At 59.0% G+C, this 16,909-nt stretch carries 14 protein-coding genes; 6 read left to right on the top strand and 8 right to left on the bottom strand.

Annotated elements, in window-relative coordinates:
• Positions 1-12: 12 nt before the first annotated feature.
• The 4 genes from Q9S52_RS02325 to nadE are packed head-to-tail and all read left to right on the top strand — an operon-like array spanning position 13 to position 4,217.
• Positions 13-942 carry a lysophospholipid acyltransferase family protein gene (locus tag Q9S52_RS02325; protein WP_304708042.1) on the top strand — a complete coding sequence of 310 codons (930 nt, stop codon included), beginning with the start codon at positions 13-15 and terminating at the stop codon, positions 940-942.
• Positions 939-1,988, top strand: a complete 1,050-nt coding sequence (locus Q9S52_RS02320; protein ID WP_304708051.1) for a glycosyltransferase family 2 protein — start codon at positions 939-941, stop codon at positions 1,986-1,988. Before Q9S52_RS02325 ends, Q9S52_RS02320 begins: the two co-directional genes overlap by 4 nt.
• A gap of 1 nt (position 1,989) precedes the next feature.
• Positions 1,990-2,808, top strand: a complete 819-nt coding sequence (locus Q9S52_RS02315) for a glutaminyl-peptide cyclotransferase (protein WP_304708041.1) — start codon at positions 1,990-1,992, stop codon at positions 2,806-2,808.
• Positions 2,805-4,217, top strand: coding sequence for an NAD(+) synthase (gene nadE, locus Q9S52_RS02310; RefSeq protein WP_304708040.1), 1,413 nt, complete (start codon positions 2,805-2,807; stop codon positions 4,215-4,217). The genes Q9S52_RS02315 and nadE overlap by 4 nt, the downstream gene beginning before the upstream one ends.
• A 92-nt stretch (positions 4,218-4,309) precedes the next feature.
• Here nadE and Q9S52_RS02305 read toward each other — a convergent pair whose 3' ends face one another.
• The 8 genes from Q9S52_RS02305 to Q9S52_RS02270 all read right to left on the bottom strand — a co-directional run bounded on the left by Q9S52_RS02305 (position 4,310) and on the right by Q9S52_RS02270 (position 14,678).
• Positions 4,310-5,701 (bottom strand): aminopeptidase P family protein, encoded by a 1,392-nt coding sequence (locus Q9S52_RS02305; protein ID WP_304708039.1) that lies wholly within the window; start codon positions 5,699-5,701, stop codon positions 4,310-4,312.
• Between the two features lie 182 nt (positions 5,702-5,883).
• On the bottom strand, positions 5,884-6,951 hold the full coding sequence (locus Q9S52_RS02300; protein ID WP_304708038.1) for a linear amide C-N hydrolase: 1,068 nt from the start codon (positions 6,949-6,951) through the stop codon (positions 5,884-5,886).
• A gap of 114 nt (positions 6,952-7,065) precedes the next feature.
• Positions 7,066-8,607, bottom strand: a complete 1,542-nt coding sequence (rny, locus tag Q9S52_RS02295) for a ribonuclease Y (protein WP_294591824.1) — start codon at positions 8,605-8,607, stop codon at positions 7,066-7,068.
• Positions 8,608-9,226: 619 nt separating this feature from the next.
• Positions 9,227-9,625, bottom strand: a complete 399-nt coding sequence (locus tag Q9S52_RS02290) for a cell division protein ZapA (RefSeq protein ID WP_304708037.1) — start codon at positions 9,623-9,625, stop codon at positions 9,227-9,229.
• A gap of 123 nt (positions 9,626-9,748) precedes the next feature.
• Positions 9,749-10,045, bottom strand: a complete 297-nt coding sequence (locus tag Q9S52_RS02285) for a hypothetical protein (RefSeq protein WP_297626636.1) — start codon at positions 10,043-10,045, stop codon at positions 9,749-9,751.
• A 63-nt stretch (positions 10,046-10,108) separates the two neighbouring features.
• A complete protein-coding gene (gene rimO / locus Q9S52_RS02280) occupies positions 10,109-11,416 on the bottom strand; it encodes a 30S ribosomal protein S12 methylthiotransferase RimO (RefSeq protein WP_300828573.1) in 1,308 nt (435 codons plus the stop codon).
• Between the two features lie 5 nt (positions 11,417-11,421).
• Positions 11,422-12,402, bottom strand: a complete 981-nt coding sequence (locus tag Q9S52_RS02275; RefSeq protein ID WP_297626644.1) for a hypothetical protein — start codon at positions 12,400-12,402, stop codon at positions 11,422-11,424.
• Between the two features lie 119 nt (positions 12,403-12,521).
• Positions 12,522-14,678 carry a translation factor GTPase family protein gene (locus tag Q9S52_RS02270; protein WP_297626649.1) on the bottom strand — a complete coding sequence of 719 codons (2,157 nt, stop codon included), beginning with the start codon at positions 14,676-14,678 and terminating at the stop codon, positions 12,522-12,524.
• Between the two features lie 161 nt (positions 14,679-14,839).
• Here Q9S52_RS02270 and Q9S52_RS02265 point away from each other — a divergent pair, with 161 nt between their 5' ends.
• Positions 14,840-16,219 (top strand): C10 family peptidase, encoded by a 1,380-nt coding sequence (locus Q9S52_RS02265; RefSeq protein ID WP_304708036.1) that lies wholly within the window; start codon positions 14,840-14,842, stop codon positions 16,217-16,219.
• A 41-nt stretch (positions 16,220-16,260) separates the two neighbouring features.
• Positions 16,261-16,881, top strand: a complete 621-nt coding sequence (locus Q9S52_RS02260; RefSeq protein ID WP_304708035.1) for a hypothetical protein — start codon at positions 16,261-16,263, stop codon at positions 16,879-16,881.
• Positions 16,882-16,909: the final 28 nt, after the last annotated feature.

Here is a 16,909-nt window from a genome sequence, read left to right as displayed (position 1 = left end):
GTTTGTTCTCGGATGCTGACCTACTATTTCGTCTATCCTTTCGCCTGGGTGCTCGGGAAACTGCCTTATAAAGTGCAGTTTCTCTTCTCCGACCTCGTGCGGTGGGTGTTGTACAGCGTCGTGCGTTACAGGCGTGGAGTCGTGCGGGCCAACTTGCTCGCCTCGTTTCCCGAGAAGAGCGAGAATGAGCGGCGGAGGATCGAACGCGCATTCTATGCCCACCTCGCGGATGTCTTTATCGAGACCCTTTCGCTGGCCTCGGCCACTGAGAAACAGATGCGGCGGCGAATGAAATACCTGAACTTGGACGAGGTGGCTTCGTGGACGGGCGACCGCTCTTGGATATCGGCCATGGCTCATTACGGCTCGTGGGAGTACACCACGAATTTCGGCCTCTATAGCGCACCGAGCACCACGCTGGCCGTTTACCGGCCGTTGAGTAATCGGGGAGCCGATCGATTCTATCGGAAGATCCGGAGCCGGTTCGGGGTGGTGCCCGTGCCGATGCACGAAGTAGGGCGCGAGATGATACGTCGGCATCGGGCCGGAGAGCGGGTGACTCTGGCGTTGATTGCCGACCAGACCCCGGCGTGGCCGGAGATACAGAACTGGACGATGTTTCTCGGCCGGTGGACGCCGTTTTTCGTGGGAACCGAGAAACTGGCCGTGCGGAGCGGGATGCCGGTGCTGTTCCTCGACATGCGGAAGGTGCGGCGGGGATATTATGAGGCGCGGTTCGAGCTCTTGTACGACGGGGTCGAACGGGTCGAGCCGGGCGAAATCACCCGGCGGTATGCCGAGCGGCTGGAGCGGATGATTCGCATGCGGCCGGAGTTGTGGATGTGGTCGCACCGGCGATGGAAGCACAACCGGGAGTCGTGGATGGAGGCCCACGGGCGGCAGATTGTCGAGGACAAAACGGACGGAGGCGAGGGGCGATGAGGCTGGCGGTCGTGATCCTGAACTGGAACGGAGAAGCGTTTTTGCGGCGGTTCCTGCCCGGGGTGATTGCCTGTTCGACGGGGGAGGGGGCGCCGGAGGGGTGCGAGGCGACGGTCGTGGTGGCCGACAACGGATCGACGGACGGGTCGGTGCGTTGGCTGGAGGAGGCTTATGTCTCGGTGGGCAATCCGTGGGTGAGACTTTTGGCTTTCGACAAGAACTATGGCTTTACAGGCGGTTATAACCGGGCCTTGGCGCACGAATCGCTGGCCTCGTTCGACGCCTATCTGCTGCTCAACTCCGACGTCGAAGTGACGCCGGGGTGGCTGGAGCCTTTGGTGGCTCTGTTCGAGGCGGAACCCACCGTCGGTGCGGCGATGCCGAAACTCAGGAGCTATGACCGGCGGGCGTATTTCGAGTATGCGGGGGCGGCCGGCGGATTTATCGACCGGCTGGGCTATCCGTTCTGCCGGGGGCGGATTTTTGGGACGGTGGAACGCGATGAGGGACAGTACGATACGGTGCGCGATGTTTTTTGGGCGACGGGGGCGGCTTTGTTGGTACGGGCCGAGGCGTGGCGCCGGGTGGGAGGGCTCGAAGAGGCCTTTTTCGCCCACATGGAGGAGATCGACCTCTGTTGGCGGCTCCATCGGATGGGGTGGCGCGTGGCGGTGGTTCCCCAGTCGGTGGTCTATCACGTGGGAGGCGGCGCGTTGCCTGCCTCTTCGCCACGGAAAATCTATCTTAATTTTCGGAATAATCTGGCGATGCTTTATCGCAATTTGTCGCTCGGGCATTTTGCGGTGATCTATTTGATCCGCTTCTGGCTCGATGGGGGACAGGCGGCGGTCTATCTCTGCACCGGTCGGAGCGCATTCGCCGGGGCAGTGGTGCGGGGGCATCGGGATTTCTGGTGCCGGATGCGGCGCGGTTTGCGACGCGAACGGTGGAACGGCTTTGCGCTGCCGTCGCCGAGGGTGATGTATCGCGGGAGTGTCGCGCTGCGGTATCTGTTCGGGCGGCGTCGGTTCGGAAAAATGATGTAGTATGAAAAGTTTGTTTTTAGCCTGTTTGATCGCTTGCGGAGCCGTGGCCTGCGGCTCGTCGGCGGGGAGGGGTGAGAGCGGAGCGTCGTCCCGCGCGGCAGCGGCTGTCGTGCCGGAGCCCAAGGTGGTGGTGCCGGAAATCGTGGCCGAGTATCCGCATGATGAGCGGGCGTATACCCAGGGGCTGTTGTGGGCCGATGGCGGTTTGTATGAGAGCACGGGCGAGTACGGCTCCTCTTCGTTGCGACGCGTGGATTTGGAAACGGGGCGCGTGGAACGAATGGTGCGGTTGCCCGAACGGTTTTTCGGCGAGGGGCTGGCGTTGGTCGGGGATTCGGTCTGTTACTTGCTCACCTGGCGCGAACAGCGCTGCTTCGTCTACCGCCGTTCGGATTTTCGGCAGGTCGGCGTTTTTTCCTACTCGGGTGAAGGGTGGGGGCTGACGGGCAATGCGGCCGGGGATTCGCTCTACATGAGCGACGGTTCGGAGTGGATACGGGTGCTGAATCCGGCCGATTTCATGCAGCAGCGGCGGTTCCGGGTGCGGGATCATCGCGGGCCGGTGGCAGCGATCAATGAGCTGGAGTGGGTGGGCGATTGGTTGTGGGCCAATCTTTACCTGACGGATCGTATCGCGGTGATCGATCCGGCGACGGGTTTCGTGACCCATTACATCGACTGTTCGGCGTTGGAGACCCGGATCGCGCATCGCCGGGATACGGATGTCTTCAACGGAATCGCCTGCGATCCGGCGACGGGACGGATCTTCGTCACGGGAAAAAACTGGGATAAACTCTTCGAAATCAAGGTCAATTTATGAAAATAGCACTCGTACAGCAGAACAATAAAGTGGGCGATGTGGTGGGCAATGCGGCCCGGATGAAGGCGGAGATTGCCCGTGTTGCGGAGGAATACGGGGCTGAAGTGGCGGTTTTCGGTGCGGATGCGGTGACGGGTGGGCCGTTGTTGGGACTGGGCGATTCGGCTTTGTTCCGGGAACAGGCGGTTGCGGCGGTGACAGAGGTCGAGGCTTTTGCGCGCGAGCGAGGGGTGCGGTTGGTCTTGGCCGACGGAGAGTGCGGAGGGGTGGTTTTCCGTTGTGCGGCGGATCATTTTCGGCACGGAGCACCGGCGGAGAGCCGTGAACGGCTGGTTCGGGAGGCACGACGGTTGGGACGACCGGTGGTGTGGGCGAATGCGGTCGGGGTACAGACCGATACGATCTATTACGGCGGTTCGGGGGTGGCTCTGCCGTCGGGCGAGGTCGCGATGCTGCCGCTTTTCGAAGAGGCGACCGCGGTGATCGACCCGGCGACAGGCGTGTTGCCCGAAGGGGCGGTGTGGGGCGATCGGTTGGATCAACTGCACGGGGCGTTGGTGCTCGGCGTGCGCGACTATCTGGCCAAAACGGGGGTTCGGGAGGCGTGTGTGGCGATGTCGGGGGGGATCGACTCGGCCCTGGTGCTGGCCTTGGCGGTGGAGGCCTTGGGGGCGGAGCGCGTGAAGACGATCATGTTGCCGTCGCAGTATTCGACCGACCATTCGGTGGCGGATTCGGAAGAGATGATTCGTCGCGTGGGGCTTCCGCCGGAACACGCCTGGCTGGTGCCGATCGCCGGGACGTTCGACGCGGCGCGGGCGGCGTTGCAGCCGGTGTTGGAGTCGGCCCGCGACGAGAAGAGCCGGGGATTGGCCGAGGAGAACATGCAGGCGCGGATCCGGCTGATGATGACCATGGCGTTGTCGAACAGCCACGGCGCGCTGATGCTGAATACCTCGAACAAGAGCGAGGCGGCGGTGGGATACGGGACGCTGTACGGCGATACGAGTGGTGCGCTGGCGGTGATCGGCGACCTGTACAAAGGGGAGGTGTATGCCCTGTCGCGGCGGATCAACGAGCGGGCGGAGGCAGAGGGGAGGCTGGCGCCGATTCCGGAGCATATCCTCACGAAAGCGCCGTCGGCGGAGTTGCGACCGGGACAGCAGGATACCGATTCGTTGCCGGACTATCCGACGCTCGATGCGATTCTGGTGCGGCTGGTCGAGGGAGGGATGTCGTCGGCGGAGGTGGTGGCGGAAGGGTTCGAGGCGGCGACGGTGGAACGGATCTGCCGGTTGCTGCTCGGCGGGGATTTCAAACGGTATCAGCTTCCTCCGGCGTTGCGGGTATCGGGATGCACGTTCGGTGTCGAGCGGCGTTGGCCGATTACGGCGACGAAGGTTTTATAGTTTGATAAAAAGGTGGCGCCGATAGGAAAGAATTTTCTTTCCTATCGGCGCCAGCGTTATAAGGGGTGCTCGTGAGAAGAGTGGAGAGCGGGCTATTTCGCCATCGCTTTCTCGACATCGGCGACCGTGATCGGTGCCCGGTGACGACTCAGCAGGCGGTTGCCGTTCTGCGTAATCAGGATGTCGTCCTCCAGCCGGATCCCGCCGAAGTCGAAGTAGTCGTGCAGCTTCGCGAAGTCGATGTAGGCCGTGTGGATACGCTCCCGCTCCCACTTCTCGATCAAAGCCGGGATGAAGTAGATCCCCGGTTCGTCCGTCACCACATGACCGGCTTTCAACGCCTTGCCCATTCGCAGCGCTCCCAGTCCGAAGAGCGTGCTCCGCGTCGTCGCGTCGTCGTAACCCACGTATTTCTCGCCCAACTCCTCCATGTCGTGGACGTCGAGCCCCATCTGATGCCCCAGTCCGTGCGGCATGAAGAGGGCCGCAGCGCCCGCTTCGACCGCCTCTGCCGGGTCGCCTTTCATCAGTCCCAAGGCCCGCAATCCCTCTGCAATCACCCGCATCGCGGCCAGATGAATCGACTGATAGGTCACCCCCGGTCGTGCCAACTCCTGTGCCTTGGCGTTCGCGGCCAGCACGATGTCGTAAATCTCCTGCTGTTTCTGTGTGAATTTACCACTGACAGGAATCGTTCGCGTGTGGTCGCTCGCATAGCCCATCGCCGTCTCGGCCCCCGCGTCGATGAGCAGCAGCCGGCCTGCCCGGAGCCGCCCGTCGTAGCTCAGGTTGTGCAGCGTCTCGCCGTGTTGCGACACGATGCTGCGGAACGATAGTCTCCCGCCCGCCTGTCCTGCAATCCGCTCCAGCTCGACGGCGATATCCCGTTCGCCGATCCCCTCGCGACACATCGTCATGGCCGTTGTGTGCATCTTGTAACCTGTCAGGGCCGCCTCTTCCAATTGGGCGATCTCTTCCGGCTCTTTGATCTCGCGCATCGAGACCACGGCACGAATCAGGTCGCGCGATACGTGGTCTTTGAGTCGCTCGGCCGCGATGCCGAGCCAGGCCGACAATTGCAGCTTCGTCGCGCTCCGGTACGGCGGCAGGTAGTGCACCTTGCGCCCCTTTTTGATCGCGCTGTTGAGCGTTGCCGCCAGCTCCTGCAAGCTCCCTGCCGAACCGACGCCGGCCAATGCCGCCCGTTCGCGCACGGTCGGTTGCGGCCCCATCCAGATCAGGTCGTCCATCGTCCACTCGTCGGCATAGAGGCAGTCGGTGTCGCGATCCACGTCGATGACCCCCACGAACCCCGGTTGGGCGAGGCCGAAGTAGTAGAGAAAATTGCTGTCCTGTCGGAAGTCGTAAGCGTTGGCCGGGTAGTTGATCGGCGAGTCGAGGTTACCGGGCAGGAGGATCACGCCGCTCTTGAGTTTCTTGCGCAGGGCCGCCCGGCGGGCCGTATAGATTTCGGGAGTAAACATATCGTGTTGATTGATAAAAAGTTTGGGCTCGGCAGGAGGCGCGGAGGTTCCGTCCGCCTGCGTCTCTGTAAAATTACGCTTTTTTCGGGTTCGGTTCAAACAAAATCGTTCCCGCGGCGCGTGTCAAACGAAGATTCGGGGAGACGACGCGCCGCGGGAACGGGAAATCCGGAGGGAGAAGATCAGAGGCTGAAGTTCGCCGGTATCTCGAACAGGAAGGAGAAGGGGGCGGTTTTGCGGAACTTCGCGAGGGTGTTCCCGGCATATTCTTCGCCTCCGGTGAGGGTCAGTTTCCGTGCCGGAGCGCCGGGACGCAGGTCGGCTTCGTCGAGCGGGACCCACAGGATGGCCGGGGCGAGGGTCGTTTCGAAGTAGTAGATCCGGTTTTTCTGGTCGCTGATCGACCGCCAGCGGGTCGAGGAGTTGTTCGGGTGTCCGGGAGCCGAAAAGCCCAGCGGCACCGACACGGAGCGCATGACGCTGAAGACGGCGGCGACGGCTTTTTTCGGGTCGTCGGTCTGTTCGACGGCGTTGATATAGAAGCTGGCGCGGACGAACCGGTCGGAGGATTTGTTCGTCCCGGGCAGCATGTTGAGGCCGCCGATCGGGGCCCAGTAGTCGCGAACGGCCAGTTGCTGGTCGTAGCTGGGCGAGTTGGTCAGCACCTGGTACTGGCGTCCTTCGTGGATGGAGACTTTGCCGTCAAGGTATTCGATCACGGCGCTGTTGCCGGTGCTGTCCGAGATGGCCATGTGCATCGTGGAGGCCTGTCCGCCGGGCATGTTCGGAGCGTCGATCCGGAAGCGGTCTTTCTTCAGTTCAGCGACGGCTTCCGAGACGGTGGCGAAGTTATCGAGCACGTATTGGCACCAGATGCTCATTCCCATCACGGGTCGGTCGTCGGGGCCGGGACGATCGTAGCGGCTCTCGGTGAGGTAGAGCAGCTGGGCGACGAGCCCTTTTTCGTTCATCCCTTCGGAGGTGCCGATGTCGTAGGAGGCGGCGATGACGCTGCCGTATTTCGATGTCCAGGTCAGATGGGGGCCGCGGTCGTAGCTGATGCGTTCGATGCCGCGGGGCAGGAGCCACAGGTTGGTGGGCATCTCTTCGCGCCAGTCCATGGTGCGCCCGGTGACGATCATTCCGTTCGGGCCGAGGTAGACGGCGCGGGTGCAGGCTTCGGTCGGCGCGAGGGCGCCGAGGGTCAGCAGGCCGCTGAGGCAGGCGGCGGCGAGGGTGTGCGTTTTCATAGGTGTTTCTTGTTTTCCCAGGCTCTGTTGCAAATAGCGTGCAAAAAGGGCAGCGGTTTGTACAAACCGCCGCCCTTTGGCAAATAGAAATCGCCCTAACGGCGTTTTACGGCTTTACTTGGCGTAGCTGATTGACCGTGTTTCCCGAATGACGGTGATCTTCACCTGTCCCGGATAGGTCATTTCGTCCTGAATCTTCTTGGCGATGTCGTGCGACAAGGTCTCTGCCTGCTGGTCGCTGATCTTTTCGCTGCCGACGATCACGCGCAGCTCGCGCCCGGCCTGAATGGCATAGGTTTTCAATACCCCCTGATGCGCCATGGCGATGTCTTCCATCTCCTTCAAACGTTTGATATAGCTTTCCACCACTTCACGCCGTGCCCCCGGCCGTGCGCCCGAGATGGCGTCGCAAACCTGTACGATCGGCGCAATCAAGGTGGTCATTTCGATTTCGTCGTGGTGTGCGCCGATGGCATTGACCACTTCCGGCTTTTCCTTGAACTTCTCGGCGAGTTTCATCCCGATCATGGCGTGCGGCAGTTCCGGCTCGTCGTCCGGCACCTTTCCGATGTCGTGCAAGAGCCCGGCACGTCGCGCCAGCTGCGGATTCAACCCCAACTCTGCGGCCATAATCCCGCTTAGGTTGGCCACCTCGCGCGAGTGTTGCAAGAGGTTCTGCCCGTAGGAAGAGCGGTATTTCATTTTCCCGATCAGGCGGATCAGTTCCGAGTTCAAGCCGTGAATCCCCAGGTCGATCGCCGTCCGTTTCCCGACTTCGACGATCTCTTCTTCGATCTGCTTCTGCACCTTGGCTACGACCTCTTCGATACGCGCCGGATGGATACGCCCGTCGGTCACCAATTGGTGCAAGGCCAGCCGCGCAATTTCCCGCCGCACCGGATCGAATCCCGAAAGGATAATGGCTTCCGGTGTGTCATCGACGATGATTTCCACCCCAGTGGCCGCCTCCAAAGCCCGGATATTCCGCCCTTCCCGGCCGATAATCCGCCCTTTGACTTCATCCGAGTCGATGTTGAAAACCGTCACGGAGTTCTCGATAGCCGCTTCGGTAGCCACCCGCTGGATGCTCTGCACGACGATCTTCTTGGCCTCCTTGTTGGCGGTCATCTTGGCTTCGTCGATAATGTCGTTGATATAAGCGGCCGCTTCGCTCTTGGCTTCGCTTTTGAGTTGTTCGATGAGCTGGGCCTTGGCTTCGTCGATGGAGAGGCCGCTGATCTGTTCGAGTTTGACGATCTGTTCTTTGGTCAGCCGGTCGAGCTCTTCCTTACGCCCGGCGAGCGATTGCAGTTCGCTTTCGACTCTGGATCGGGTGCTTTCGAACTCTTTGATGCGTTTGTTGAGCTGTTCGCCCTCCTGGTTGAGCTGGGTTTCGCGCTGTTTGATCTTGGTTTCGATCTGTTGCAGCCGGGTGTTCCGCTCGGCGACCTGTTTCTCGTGTTCGGCTTTCATCTGGAGGAATTTCTCCTTGGCCTGGAGGATTTTCTCCTTCTTGAGCATCTCGCTGTCCTGTTCGGCTTCGCGCAGGATGGCGGTGCGCCGCTTTTCGGTCGATTTGTAGGTGAACATGTAAGTGGCGTATCCCACCACGGCTGCGGCGACGACGGCACTCACAATTATGATCAGTATATCCATTCGTGTGTGTGGTTTGGTTATTTAGTTGTTTTGGTTTGGTATAGGCATAAAAAAAGCATGGCTTCCTTTGATGGTTTGACGAATAACTCCGGTCAAATCATGGGTGGAGCTGCCTGTGGATTTGGGACTTCCAACGTTCTGCCGCCGCGCTCGGGCGGCGTTTGGAATACAGAAACCCGCCGAAACGGGGTAAGGCCTGTCCTACGTCCATAGAGTTGTTGTGCTCCAAGTAGTTAGTGTTGAGTATCGCAAAGCAAAAGGAAACCATGCGGGCATTTTCGGTTTCTTCTGGTATGTACCGGAAAAGGTGAGACGCCGGGGCGGAGGAGGAAATGTCGGAGGCCTGTCTGTCTTTTTGGCCGACAGGCCTCCGGCAATCCGGCCGCTCCCCCGATTGTCTGCCAGCCGCGCGAGGTGCGGCGTGGGTGGATGGGAGCGGGCGACCCGTTGTTTTCGTCGGGCGAAAACAACGGGCTCCGTCGATTCGTCTGTTTCCCGAAAGAACGTTTGTTCCGGTTCCGCTGAAGTCATCATGGGGCGGAGGCCCGGAGGTCGGGCGAACTGTCGCGACCCCGAAAGGGTGCTGTTCGCCGAAGTGTCTGTGTGTCTCGTGCGCCGGTCAGGAGTCGGAGTCGGTCCGGTTTTTCCGGGGCCGTCCTCGTTTGCTTTTCGGTTTGACGATCGGTGCCGGAACCTGGACGATCGGTTCTCCGGTTCCGTCGTTGCCGTCTCCCTCTCCGACCCATCGGTCGAGTTCCGAGGCGAGGTCTCGCAGCCGCAGCGCTTCCGGACTCATCCGCAGGCGCTCTTTGTTCTCTTCGTTTTCGATCGAAATCCGCATGGCGGCCATCGCGAGGTATTCGGTCAGCGAGGCTTCGTAGTTGCGTTTCAGGTTTTCGATCTGGTCGCGTATCTGCTTGGCGGCGCGTCTCACCCGTTCTTCTTCGTCGGCAGGTATGGTCAGTCGGTACGGTCGTTCGGCAATCTCTACGCGTATCTTCATCATCTTCCGTTCCATACCTCTTGTCTTTATCTGCTGCAATATCCGTGCCGTTTTTCGTGCCCGCACGGCGGTTCGGTCATCGGGATGTCCGAAAGGCTCCGCCGGAATCGTTTTCCGTAGCGAATCGGGCGCCGGATATTATTTGTTCATCAGTGCGATGCAACGATCCACATCTTTCAGTAAGCGGTTGATACGGAGTCTGGCCGCCCGCACTCCTCCAGCCACTTCGGTAACCGATTTGCGCAGGAGGAGCCGATCCATATCCGCCTGCAACCGGGCGATCTCCTCTCCCTGTGCCGCGGTTTGCGCGTGGAGCCGTGCATTCTCCGCCCCCAGCGCGGCATTGGCCTCCCGCAGTTCGGCGTTCTGCGCCAAAAGACGCTGAATGTTGCGCTCGACGCGTTCGATGAGGCTTTGTTCCGACATCTCTGCCATTGTCCGTCCGCTTATCCGTACCGCAAAGCTACGGTTTTTCGGCGGGATTTACAAATACGGACTTTACCTGTCCGTTCCGGCGAGTTCGCCGCGCAGGTCGTAGGCGTCGGCTGCGGTGATCCGGATGTCGGTCAGGGTGCCCGGGGCGAGCGGCGCAGTGGAGGCGATCAGCACCTCCTGATCCACTTCCGGCGAGTCGTATTGGGTGCGCCCGACCCAAAAATCACCCTCGCGCCGGTCGATGATCACCTGGCGCACCTGTCCCACGAGCCGTTCGTTTTTCTGTCGGGCAATCTCCTGTTGCAGGGCCATGATGCGTTCGACACGTTCCGTTTTGACCGCTTCCGGCACGTCGTCGGCGAGCTCGGTGGCGGAGTAGGTGCCCTCCTCTTCGGAGTAGGGGAAGACGCCGAGCCGGTCGAATCGCGAGGCGGTGACGAAGTCGAGCAGTTCCTCGAAATCTGCCTCTGTCTCGCCCGGGTAGCCCACGAGCAGGGTCGTCCGCAGGGCGATGTCCGGAATCTCGCGCCGCAGTCGGCCGATGAGGTCGATGGTTTCGGCTTTCGACAGGCCGCGCCGCATGGAGCGGAGCATCCGGTCGGAGATGTGTTGCAACGGAATGTCGAGGTATTTGCAGATTTTCGGCTCGTCGCGCATGGCGTCGATCACCTCCTGCGGGAAGTGTGTGGGGTAGGCGTAGTGCAGCCGCACCCATTCGATGCCGTCGATCCGGCACAGGGCGCGCAGCAGCTCTCCGAGTCTCCGCCGTCCGTAGAGGTCGATGCCGTAGTAGGTGGTGTCCTGGGCGATGACGATGAGTTCGCGCACGCCTTTCCGGGCGAGTGTCATCGCTTCGTCGATCAGCTCTTCGAAGGGCACCGAAACGTGCCGCCCCCGAATGAGTGGAATGGCGCAATAACCGCACCCCCAGTTGCATCCCTCCGAAATCTTGAGGTAGGCGTAGTGGGCCGGTGTGGTCAGCCGCCGTTCGCCGCGCAGCTCGTCGCGATAGGTCGTCCCCACGGCGCGCAGGATGTCGCTCAGATCCCTGACGCCGAAAAATGCGTCGACTTCGGGCAGTTCGTCTCTCAGTTCGTCGCGGTATCGCTCGCTGAGGCACCCCATCACGAACAGGTGCTCGATATCTCCGGCTTCTTTGGCGGCGGCGAACCGCAGGATGGTGTTGACGGACTCCTCTTTGGCATCGCCGATAAAGCCGCAGGTGTTGATCACCACCACCCGGGCGTCGGTCGAGTCGCTGTCGTAGACTACCTCCCAGCCGGCCGCGTCGAGCTGGCCGGCCAGGTATTCCGAATCGACGAGGTTCTTGGCGCACCCGAGGGTGACGATGTGTATCTTTTTCTTCTTCATGGGGGTTATCTGTTCTGTATTTCCGCCGCGGCCGGCGCTGCACCGACCTCGAAGAGACGGGGTTCGGCCAGCGTGACGCCTCCGTTGGGCCATTCGACCGTTATCTGCGTGACGGCCAGGGTCTCGGGTCGGCCGAAACGACGCAGCGGCGAGCGGGTATAGCGGATGTCGCTCCGGGTCCACCACGTTTCGTCGTTCAGGTTGACGATGTGCGACTGTACGCGGCGGATCAGCCGGTCGTCGATGCCGATTCGGACGATGAACTGCATGGAGTAGGCGCGGCGGTAGTAGCCCAGCTGCGGGAAGGCGACGCGAAAGATGTGGCAGGAGTCTTCCCGCCCGAGGTAGCTGTAACGGGCGTTCCGGTTCGCTGCATTCACCGTGCTGACCGTTGCGACCGGTTGGACGAGGCCCATGTGCAGCAGCTTCTCCAGGTTCTCGCTGCCCATGCCTGTGGTGTCGTCCTGCGTGGCGATCTCTTTTTTCGGATAGTAGTGGTATTGCCGGCGATGGGTCTGGGTCGCCGCCACGGTTCCGGTCACGGTGTTGGGACGGTCGGTGACGGAGAAGCGGCCGCACAGGGTGTGCCGGTAGTAGATAACCGGCACTCGTTTCAAGCTCCGGTTGAAAAAGTCGGCGAGGTCGGCGTGGACGGTCACCTCTTCCGAGGTCAGGGAGTGCCGGATCGTCTCGACCAGCATCACCTCCCAGCTCCCTTTCCGTTGCATCGCCGCATCATAGACGGCCCGCTGCGGCTCTGTCCCCACGTAGCTGACGCTGACCGTGTCCCCGACGGCGAGTCTCGCCGCAGGAATCGTCCCCACTCCCAGCGAGTCGGTCACGGCGACGGCTTTCCGCCCCACGTACAGATAGGCGTACGGCAACGCCTCGCCCGCATCGTTCCGAACGATGACTTTCAATCCTTCGGCTGCTGCCTGGGCCGCGCTGAACCACAGCGCCAGGCCGAATAACACTTTTCTCCACATGTCCCACAGAAGTTTGGTTCGACAAAAGTAATCAAACGGCGGAAAAAACGAATTTCCGCCCGGGAGAACAGCCGTTATGAGCCCTCTCCCGCACGGAAATTCATCGAAAAATCAACGGACTACTCCTCCCTATCGGTATCGGAGTATGCCTTGAGCAGCTTGTCCTGCACCTCGGCCGGAACCTGTTCGTAGCCCACGAATTTCATCGTATAGGTGGCCCGTCCGCCCGTCAGCGAGCTCAGCGAGGTCGAGTATCGGTTCATCTCGGCCAGCGGCACCCTCGCCGTCAAGGTCTCGAAACCCTTTTCGCTGGTCATCCCCTCGATGATCGCCCGGCGGTTCTGGAGATCGCTCATCACATCCCCCAGTTTGTCGCTCGGCGCCAGCACCTCGATCTGGTAGATCGGCTCCATGATCTTCGCTCCCGCGTTGCGGAAAGCCTCCTTGAAAGCATTGCGTCCCGCCAGCTTGAACGAAATTTCGTTGGAGTCCACCGGGTGCATCTTCCCGTCGTAGACCACCACGCGGATGTCCCGCGCATACGAGCCCGTCAACGGCCCCTCCTCCATCTTCTCCATAATCCCCTTCATAATGGCCGGCAGGAATCGCGCGTCGATCGCCCCGCCCACAATGGCGCTGCAAAAGACCAGTTTCCCGCCCCACTCCAATTCGACCTCCTCCGTGGACTTGATGTTCATCACCTGCTCCCGCCCGTCGATCTTGTACTTCGACGGCGCCGGCATCCCCTCCGTGTACGGCTCGATCACCAGCGAGACCTCGCCGAACTGCCCGGCGCCGCCCGACTGTTTCTTGTGCCGGTAGTTGGCTGCCGCCTGCTTCGTAATCGTCTCGCGATAAGGCACCTTCGGGGTCAGGTATTCCACCTCGATCTTATGCGTCCCCGCCAGCTGTGCTTTGAGGATGTTGAGGTGGTGTTCCCCCTGTCCCGATAAGATCGTCTGTTTCAGCTCCTTGGAGTACTCGACGCCGATCGAAGGGTCTTCATACGTCGCCCGGATCAGCAGTTCGCCCAACTTCTCCTCCTCCGCACTGTTTTTCGCCTTGACAGCCGTCCGGAACCGCGGCTGCGGAAAACCGATCAGGTTGATCTGCCATTCCGCCCCCGCCCCGTTCAGTGTGTGGTTCACCCGCGTCGCCTTGAGTTTCACCGTGCACCCGATATCCCCGGCGCACAGCTCCGTCACCTTCACCCGGTTCCGTCCTGCACTGACGAATATCTGTCCGATCTTCTCCTTATTGCCCGTGGCCATATTGGTGAGTTCCATCCCCTCGGTCAGCGTCCCGCTGATTACCCGGAAGAAAGCCACCTCGCCCAAATGGGGCTCGACGGCCGTCTTGAAGACGAAAATCGACACTGGCCCCGCTGCATCCGCCTGCACGTCGCCGCCGCCGATGAGTCGGAAATTCGGTGCCTTGAGCGGCCCCGGAGCCACATTGATAATAAATTCCATGAGCCGTTTCACGCCGATGTCGCGCCGACCCGAGAGGCAGAAGACCGGCACCAAGTCCCGCTTGGCCAGCCCCAGTTTGATCCCCGACCGCATCTCGTCCTGCGTCAGCGTCCCTTTTTCGAAGTAGAGCTCCATTAGCGCTTCGTCGTTCTCCGCCGCCGCTTCGACCAGCGCTTTGTTCAGCTCCCTGGCGCGCTCCATTTCTTCGTCCGGTATCGGCAGCTCCTCCCGCTCGCCCGAATCTCCTTTGAAGCGGTACATCTTCATCATCAGCACGTCGACGAAAGCGTCGAACCCGGGCCCCGGATTGACCGGATACTGCACCACGACGATCGGAGCTTCGGAGTTGGCGCGCAGCTCCTCTATCGTCTGTTCCCAATTGGCTTTCTCCGCATCCAGCTGGTTGACCGCTGCAATGACCGGCTTTTCGTGCCGCCGCGCATACCGGGCCTGTATCTCCGTCCCCACTTCGAACCCGTTCTGGGCGTTGAGCAGCATCACCCCCACGTCGGCCACCTTGAACGACGAGAACAAGGCGCCGCAGAAATCATCTGCCCCCGGCGTATCCAGGATGTTGAGTTTGTAGCCGTTGAATTCAGTGTATAAGACCGTGGAGAAGATCGACCGTTTGTATTGGTGTTCGATGTCGGTGTAGTCCGAGAGGGTGTTTTCCCCTTCGACCGTCCCGCGCCGTTCGACGACTTTGCCTTCGTAGGCCATCGCTTCGGCCAGGGTGGTCTTCCCGGCTCCCGAGGCGCCGAGCAGGACGATGTTTTTGATCTCGTTGGTGGGGTATTTTTTCATAACGAACGGGTTTTATGGGTTAGTCTCGGAAATCGAAACCGAAATCCGACTATAAATATAGCGAATATTTTTATTGAACCATGTCGGAAAGAGGAAACTTTGTCTTTGTCGGATTTTTTATATCTTTATAGCGCTACTAACCCTTTCTTATCTCTAAAATCATGAAAAAGTGTGTCATTCTCTTGGCAGGGATGATCGTGTCGTTTTCTGCCTGTCGAAAAACGTCGTTTTCGGAACCGGAAATTCCTAAACAAGACGAAACGGTGCTGACGGCCGAAGAGGCCGAACGATTCGTGCTGCTGAATACGGATTATGTGCTTTCGAAAGCCGATATTTTGAAAAAAGCTCAGGTGGTGGCCGAGGTGCTCGGTCGAACCGAATTAAAAACTAAAACCGGAAAGATATGCCGACAGTCGATAATTGCGGATTCCATTGTTGCGACGGTTCCTCTGACAAAAAGCGACGGAACGATAACGGTCGTTCCGAAAATCTATGTGGTTGCTTTCGGCCAAGATGCCGGGTTTGCGTTGGTTGCCGGAGATAAACGCATCCATGAGGTGCTGGCGTTTTCAGGAGAGGGGAATTACAGCTCGGACGATTTACATCCGGGTATGGAATATTTCATTCAGTGTCTGCAAACGTACATGGTTTCTGAAATCGATCGGCTGGAGGCGATGCGGGGCGACTCGATCTATAATCGGCTGGTATATAAATACGGAAGATTCGGAGACCGGAGCTCCATGCCTCAGACCCGGTATCCGGTGTGGAACGGTATCGAATATGTCGATATGCCGGTGGACAATATCACGGAAGAGTTATATGAATATAGATCCGACCCGATCTCTTCTATCATTCGTATTAAAACGAAGTGGGGACAGTATTGTCCATACAATATTCAAGTGGGTGCCGTTTATGGAACCGATGTCCCAATAGGTTGTGTGACGACGGCGGTAGCTCAGATTATGAATTATCATAAGATCGGTACCAATGGTAACAAAACCTATTTGTGGGAACAATTCCCGATACAAGCGTGGAATGGTATTTCTTCCGAGGCAATCAATAGCATTTCTGAGTTGTGTTATGATTTAGGTCGTCCTGAACTTTTGGCTGTTACTTATGGGGTTGGAGGTAGTTCGGCATCGGGCAAACATGTGACTCGCACCTTGAATCATTATGGTTATCGTGCAGGGACACTGGTTACCTATAACAGAACCGTGGTGAATAATAATCTGTTAAAAGGGAATCCGGTGTATATGCAGGGGATAGATGATCAGGCCAATGTGGCTCATGCTTGGATTGTTGATGGAGTCCAAATGGAAGAATATTATACGGTTTATCGGATTAATTATTGGTATGAGGGGCATCTTCAGGGTTCAGAATACGTGAATCGGAATTATCAAACTTTATATACGTTCCAACATGTGAATTGGGGTTGGAATGGTAGCTATGATTGTTGGGTTACCCCCGGAATTTTTGATACTCGGGGCGGGTACAATTTCAATGCTGCACTTCAGATGGTTTGTGATATTCAGCCTAAATAATTGTGTTTATCCCGACTTTTCAAAAACAAAAAAGATTGATTATGAAAACTTACATGAAAATAGGGCTCGTCATAACTGTGGCCTTTGTTATGGCGTGGGGCCCAGGGCAAGCCGGGGCTCAGGAACGTTTTAAGAATCGTTACTCGGCTGGTTTCGGCTTTATGCCGGAGTGGCAGTTGGGCGGATCGGACGACGGGAAATTTTCGCCCTCATACGGCTTGTTCAGCGAGGCGCAATTTTCAAAGCACAGCGGAGTGGAGGTCGGAATCTTTGACCGAAAATTTTCTTATACGGAGAAATTGTACTCCGCAGGAGGACCTGAGGTGGAATATTATGAATATAACTACAACCTTCAGTATGTTTCGCTGCGGTTAGGTTATAAATTCTATTCGAAGATATTGAATTTCAGTGCCGGATTCCATGTCGATTTTGCCGTCTCGAAATCCGAGGGGGGATATCGTGGGGAGGCGTTTGCCACGTATCACGACCGATACGGGGCGTATCTCACGTTCAGCAAAGACATCGTTTTGTACAAAGGGCTGATTCTCGAACCGGAAATTCATGTCAATCCGTTCCTGTGCGATCAAGACAAGCGGGTGAAAACGGTGGATTACGAAGGCGTATTCCTGGGTTTGGGACTCAAATTGAAATACCGATTCTGAGAGAGAGGCGGTAAAACCGCCTCTCATC

The organism is uncultured Rikenella sp. (assembly GCF_948810725.1).
GTDB lineage: Bacteria > Bacteroidota > Bacteroidia > Bacteroidales > Rikenellaceae > Rikenella.
Note: the sequence above shows the minus strand (reverse complement) of the source record. Positions and strands in the feature narration are given on the sequence as shown.

Bases quoted from the DNA above. Each gene is read 5' to 3' on its own strand.
- Q9S52_RS02325 (WP_304708042.1), top strand. From the start codon at position 13: ATGCTGACCTACTATTTCGTCTATCCTTTCGCCTGGGTGCTCGGGAAA.
- Q9S52_RS02320 (WP_304708051.1), top strand. From the start codon at position 939: ATGAGGCTGGCGGTCGTGATCCTGAACTGGAACGGAGAAGCGTTTTTG.
- Q9S52_RS02315 (WP_304708041.1), top strand. From the start codon at position 1,990: ATGAAAAGTTTGTTTTTAGCCTGTTTGATCGCTTGCGGAGCCGTGGCC.
- nadE (WP_304708040.1), top strand. From the start codon at position 2,805: ATGAAAATAGCACTCGTACAGCAGAACAATAAAGTGGGCGATGTGGTG.
- Q9S52_RS02305 (WP_304708039.1), bottom strand. From the start codon at position 5,701: ATGTTTACTCCCGAAATCTATACGGCCCGCCGGGCGGCCCTGCGCAAG.
- Q9S52_RS02300 (WP_304708038.1), bottom strand. From the start codon at position 6,951: ATGAAAACGCACACCCTCGCCGCCGCCTGCCTCAGCGGCCTGCTGACC.
- rny (WP_294591824.1), bottom strand. From the start codon at position 8,607: ATGGATATACTGATCATAATTGTGAGTGCCGTCGTCGCCGCAGCCGTG.
- Q9S52_RS02290 (WP_304708037.1), bottom strand. From the start codon at position 9,625: ATGGAACGGAAGATGATGAAGATACGCGTAGAGATTGCCGAACGACCG.
- Q9S52_RS02285 (WP_297626636.1), bottom strand. From the start codon at position 10,045: ATGGCAGAGATGTCGGAACAAAGCCTCATCGAACGCGTCGAGCGCAAC.
- rimO (WP_300828573.1), bottom strand. From the start codon at position 11,416: ATGAAGAAGAAAAAGATACACATCGTCACCCTCGGGTGCGCCAAGAAC.
- Q9S52_RS02275 (WP_297626644.1), bottom strand. From the start codon at position 12,402: ATGTGGAGAAAAGTGTTATTCGGCCTGGCGCTGTGGTTCAGCGCGGCC.
- Q9S52_RS02270 (WP_297626649.1), bottom strand. From the start codon at position 14,678: ATGAAAAAATACCCCACCAACGAGATCAAAAACATCGTCCTGCTCGGC.
- Q9S52_RS02265 (WP_304708036.1), top strand. From the start codon at position 14,840: ATGAAAAAGTGTGTCATTCTCTTGGCAGGGATGATCGTGTCGTTTTCT.
- Q9S52_RS02260 (WP_304708035.1), top strand. From the start codon at position 16,261: ATGAAAACTTACATGAAAATAGGGCTCGTCATAACTGTGGCCTTTGTT.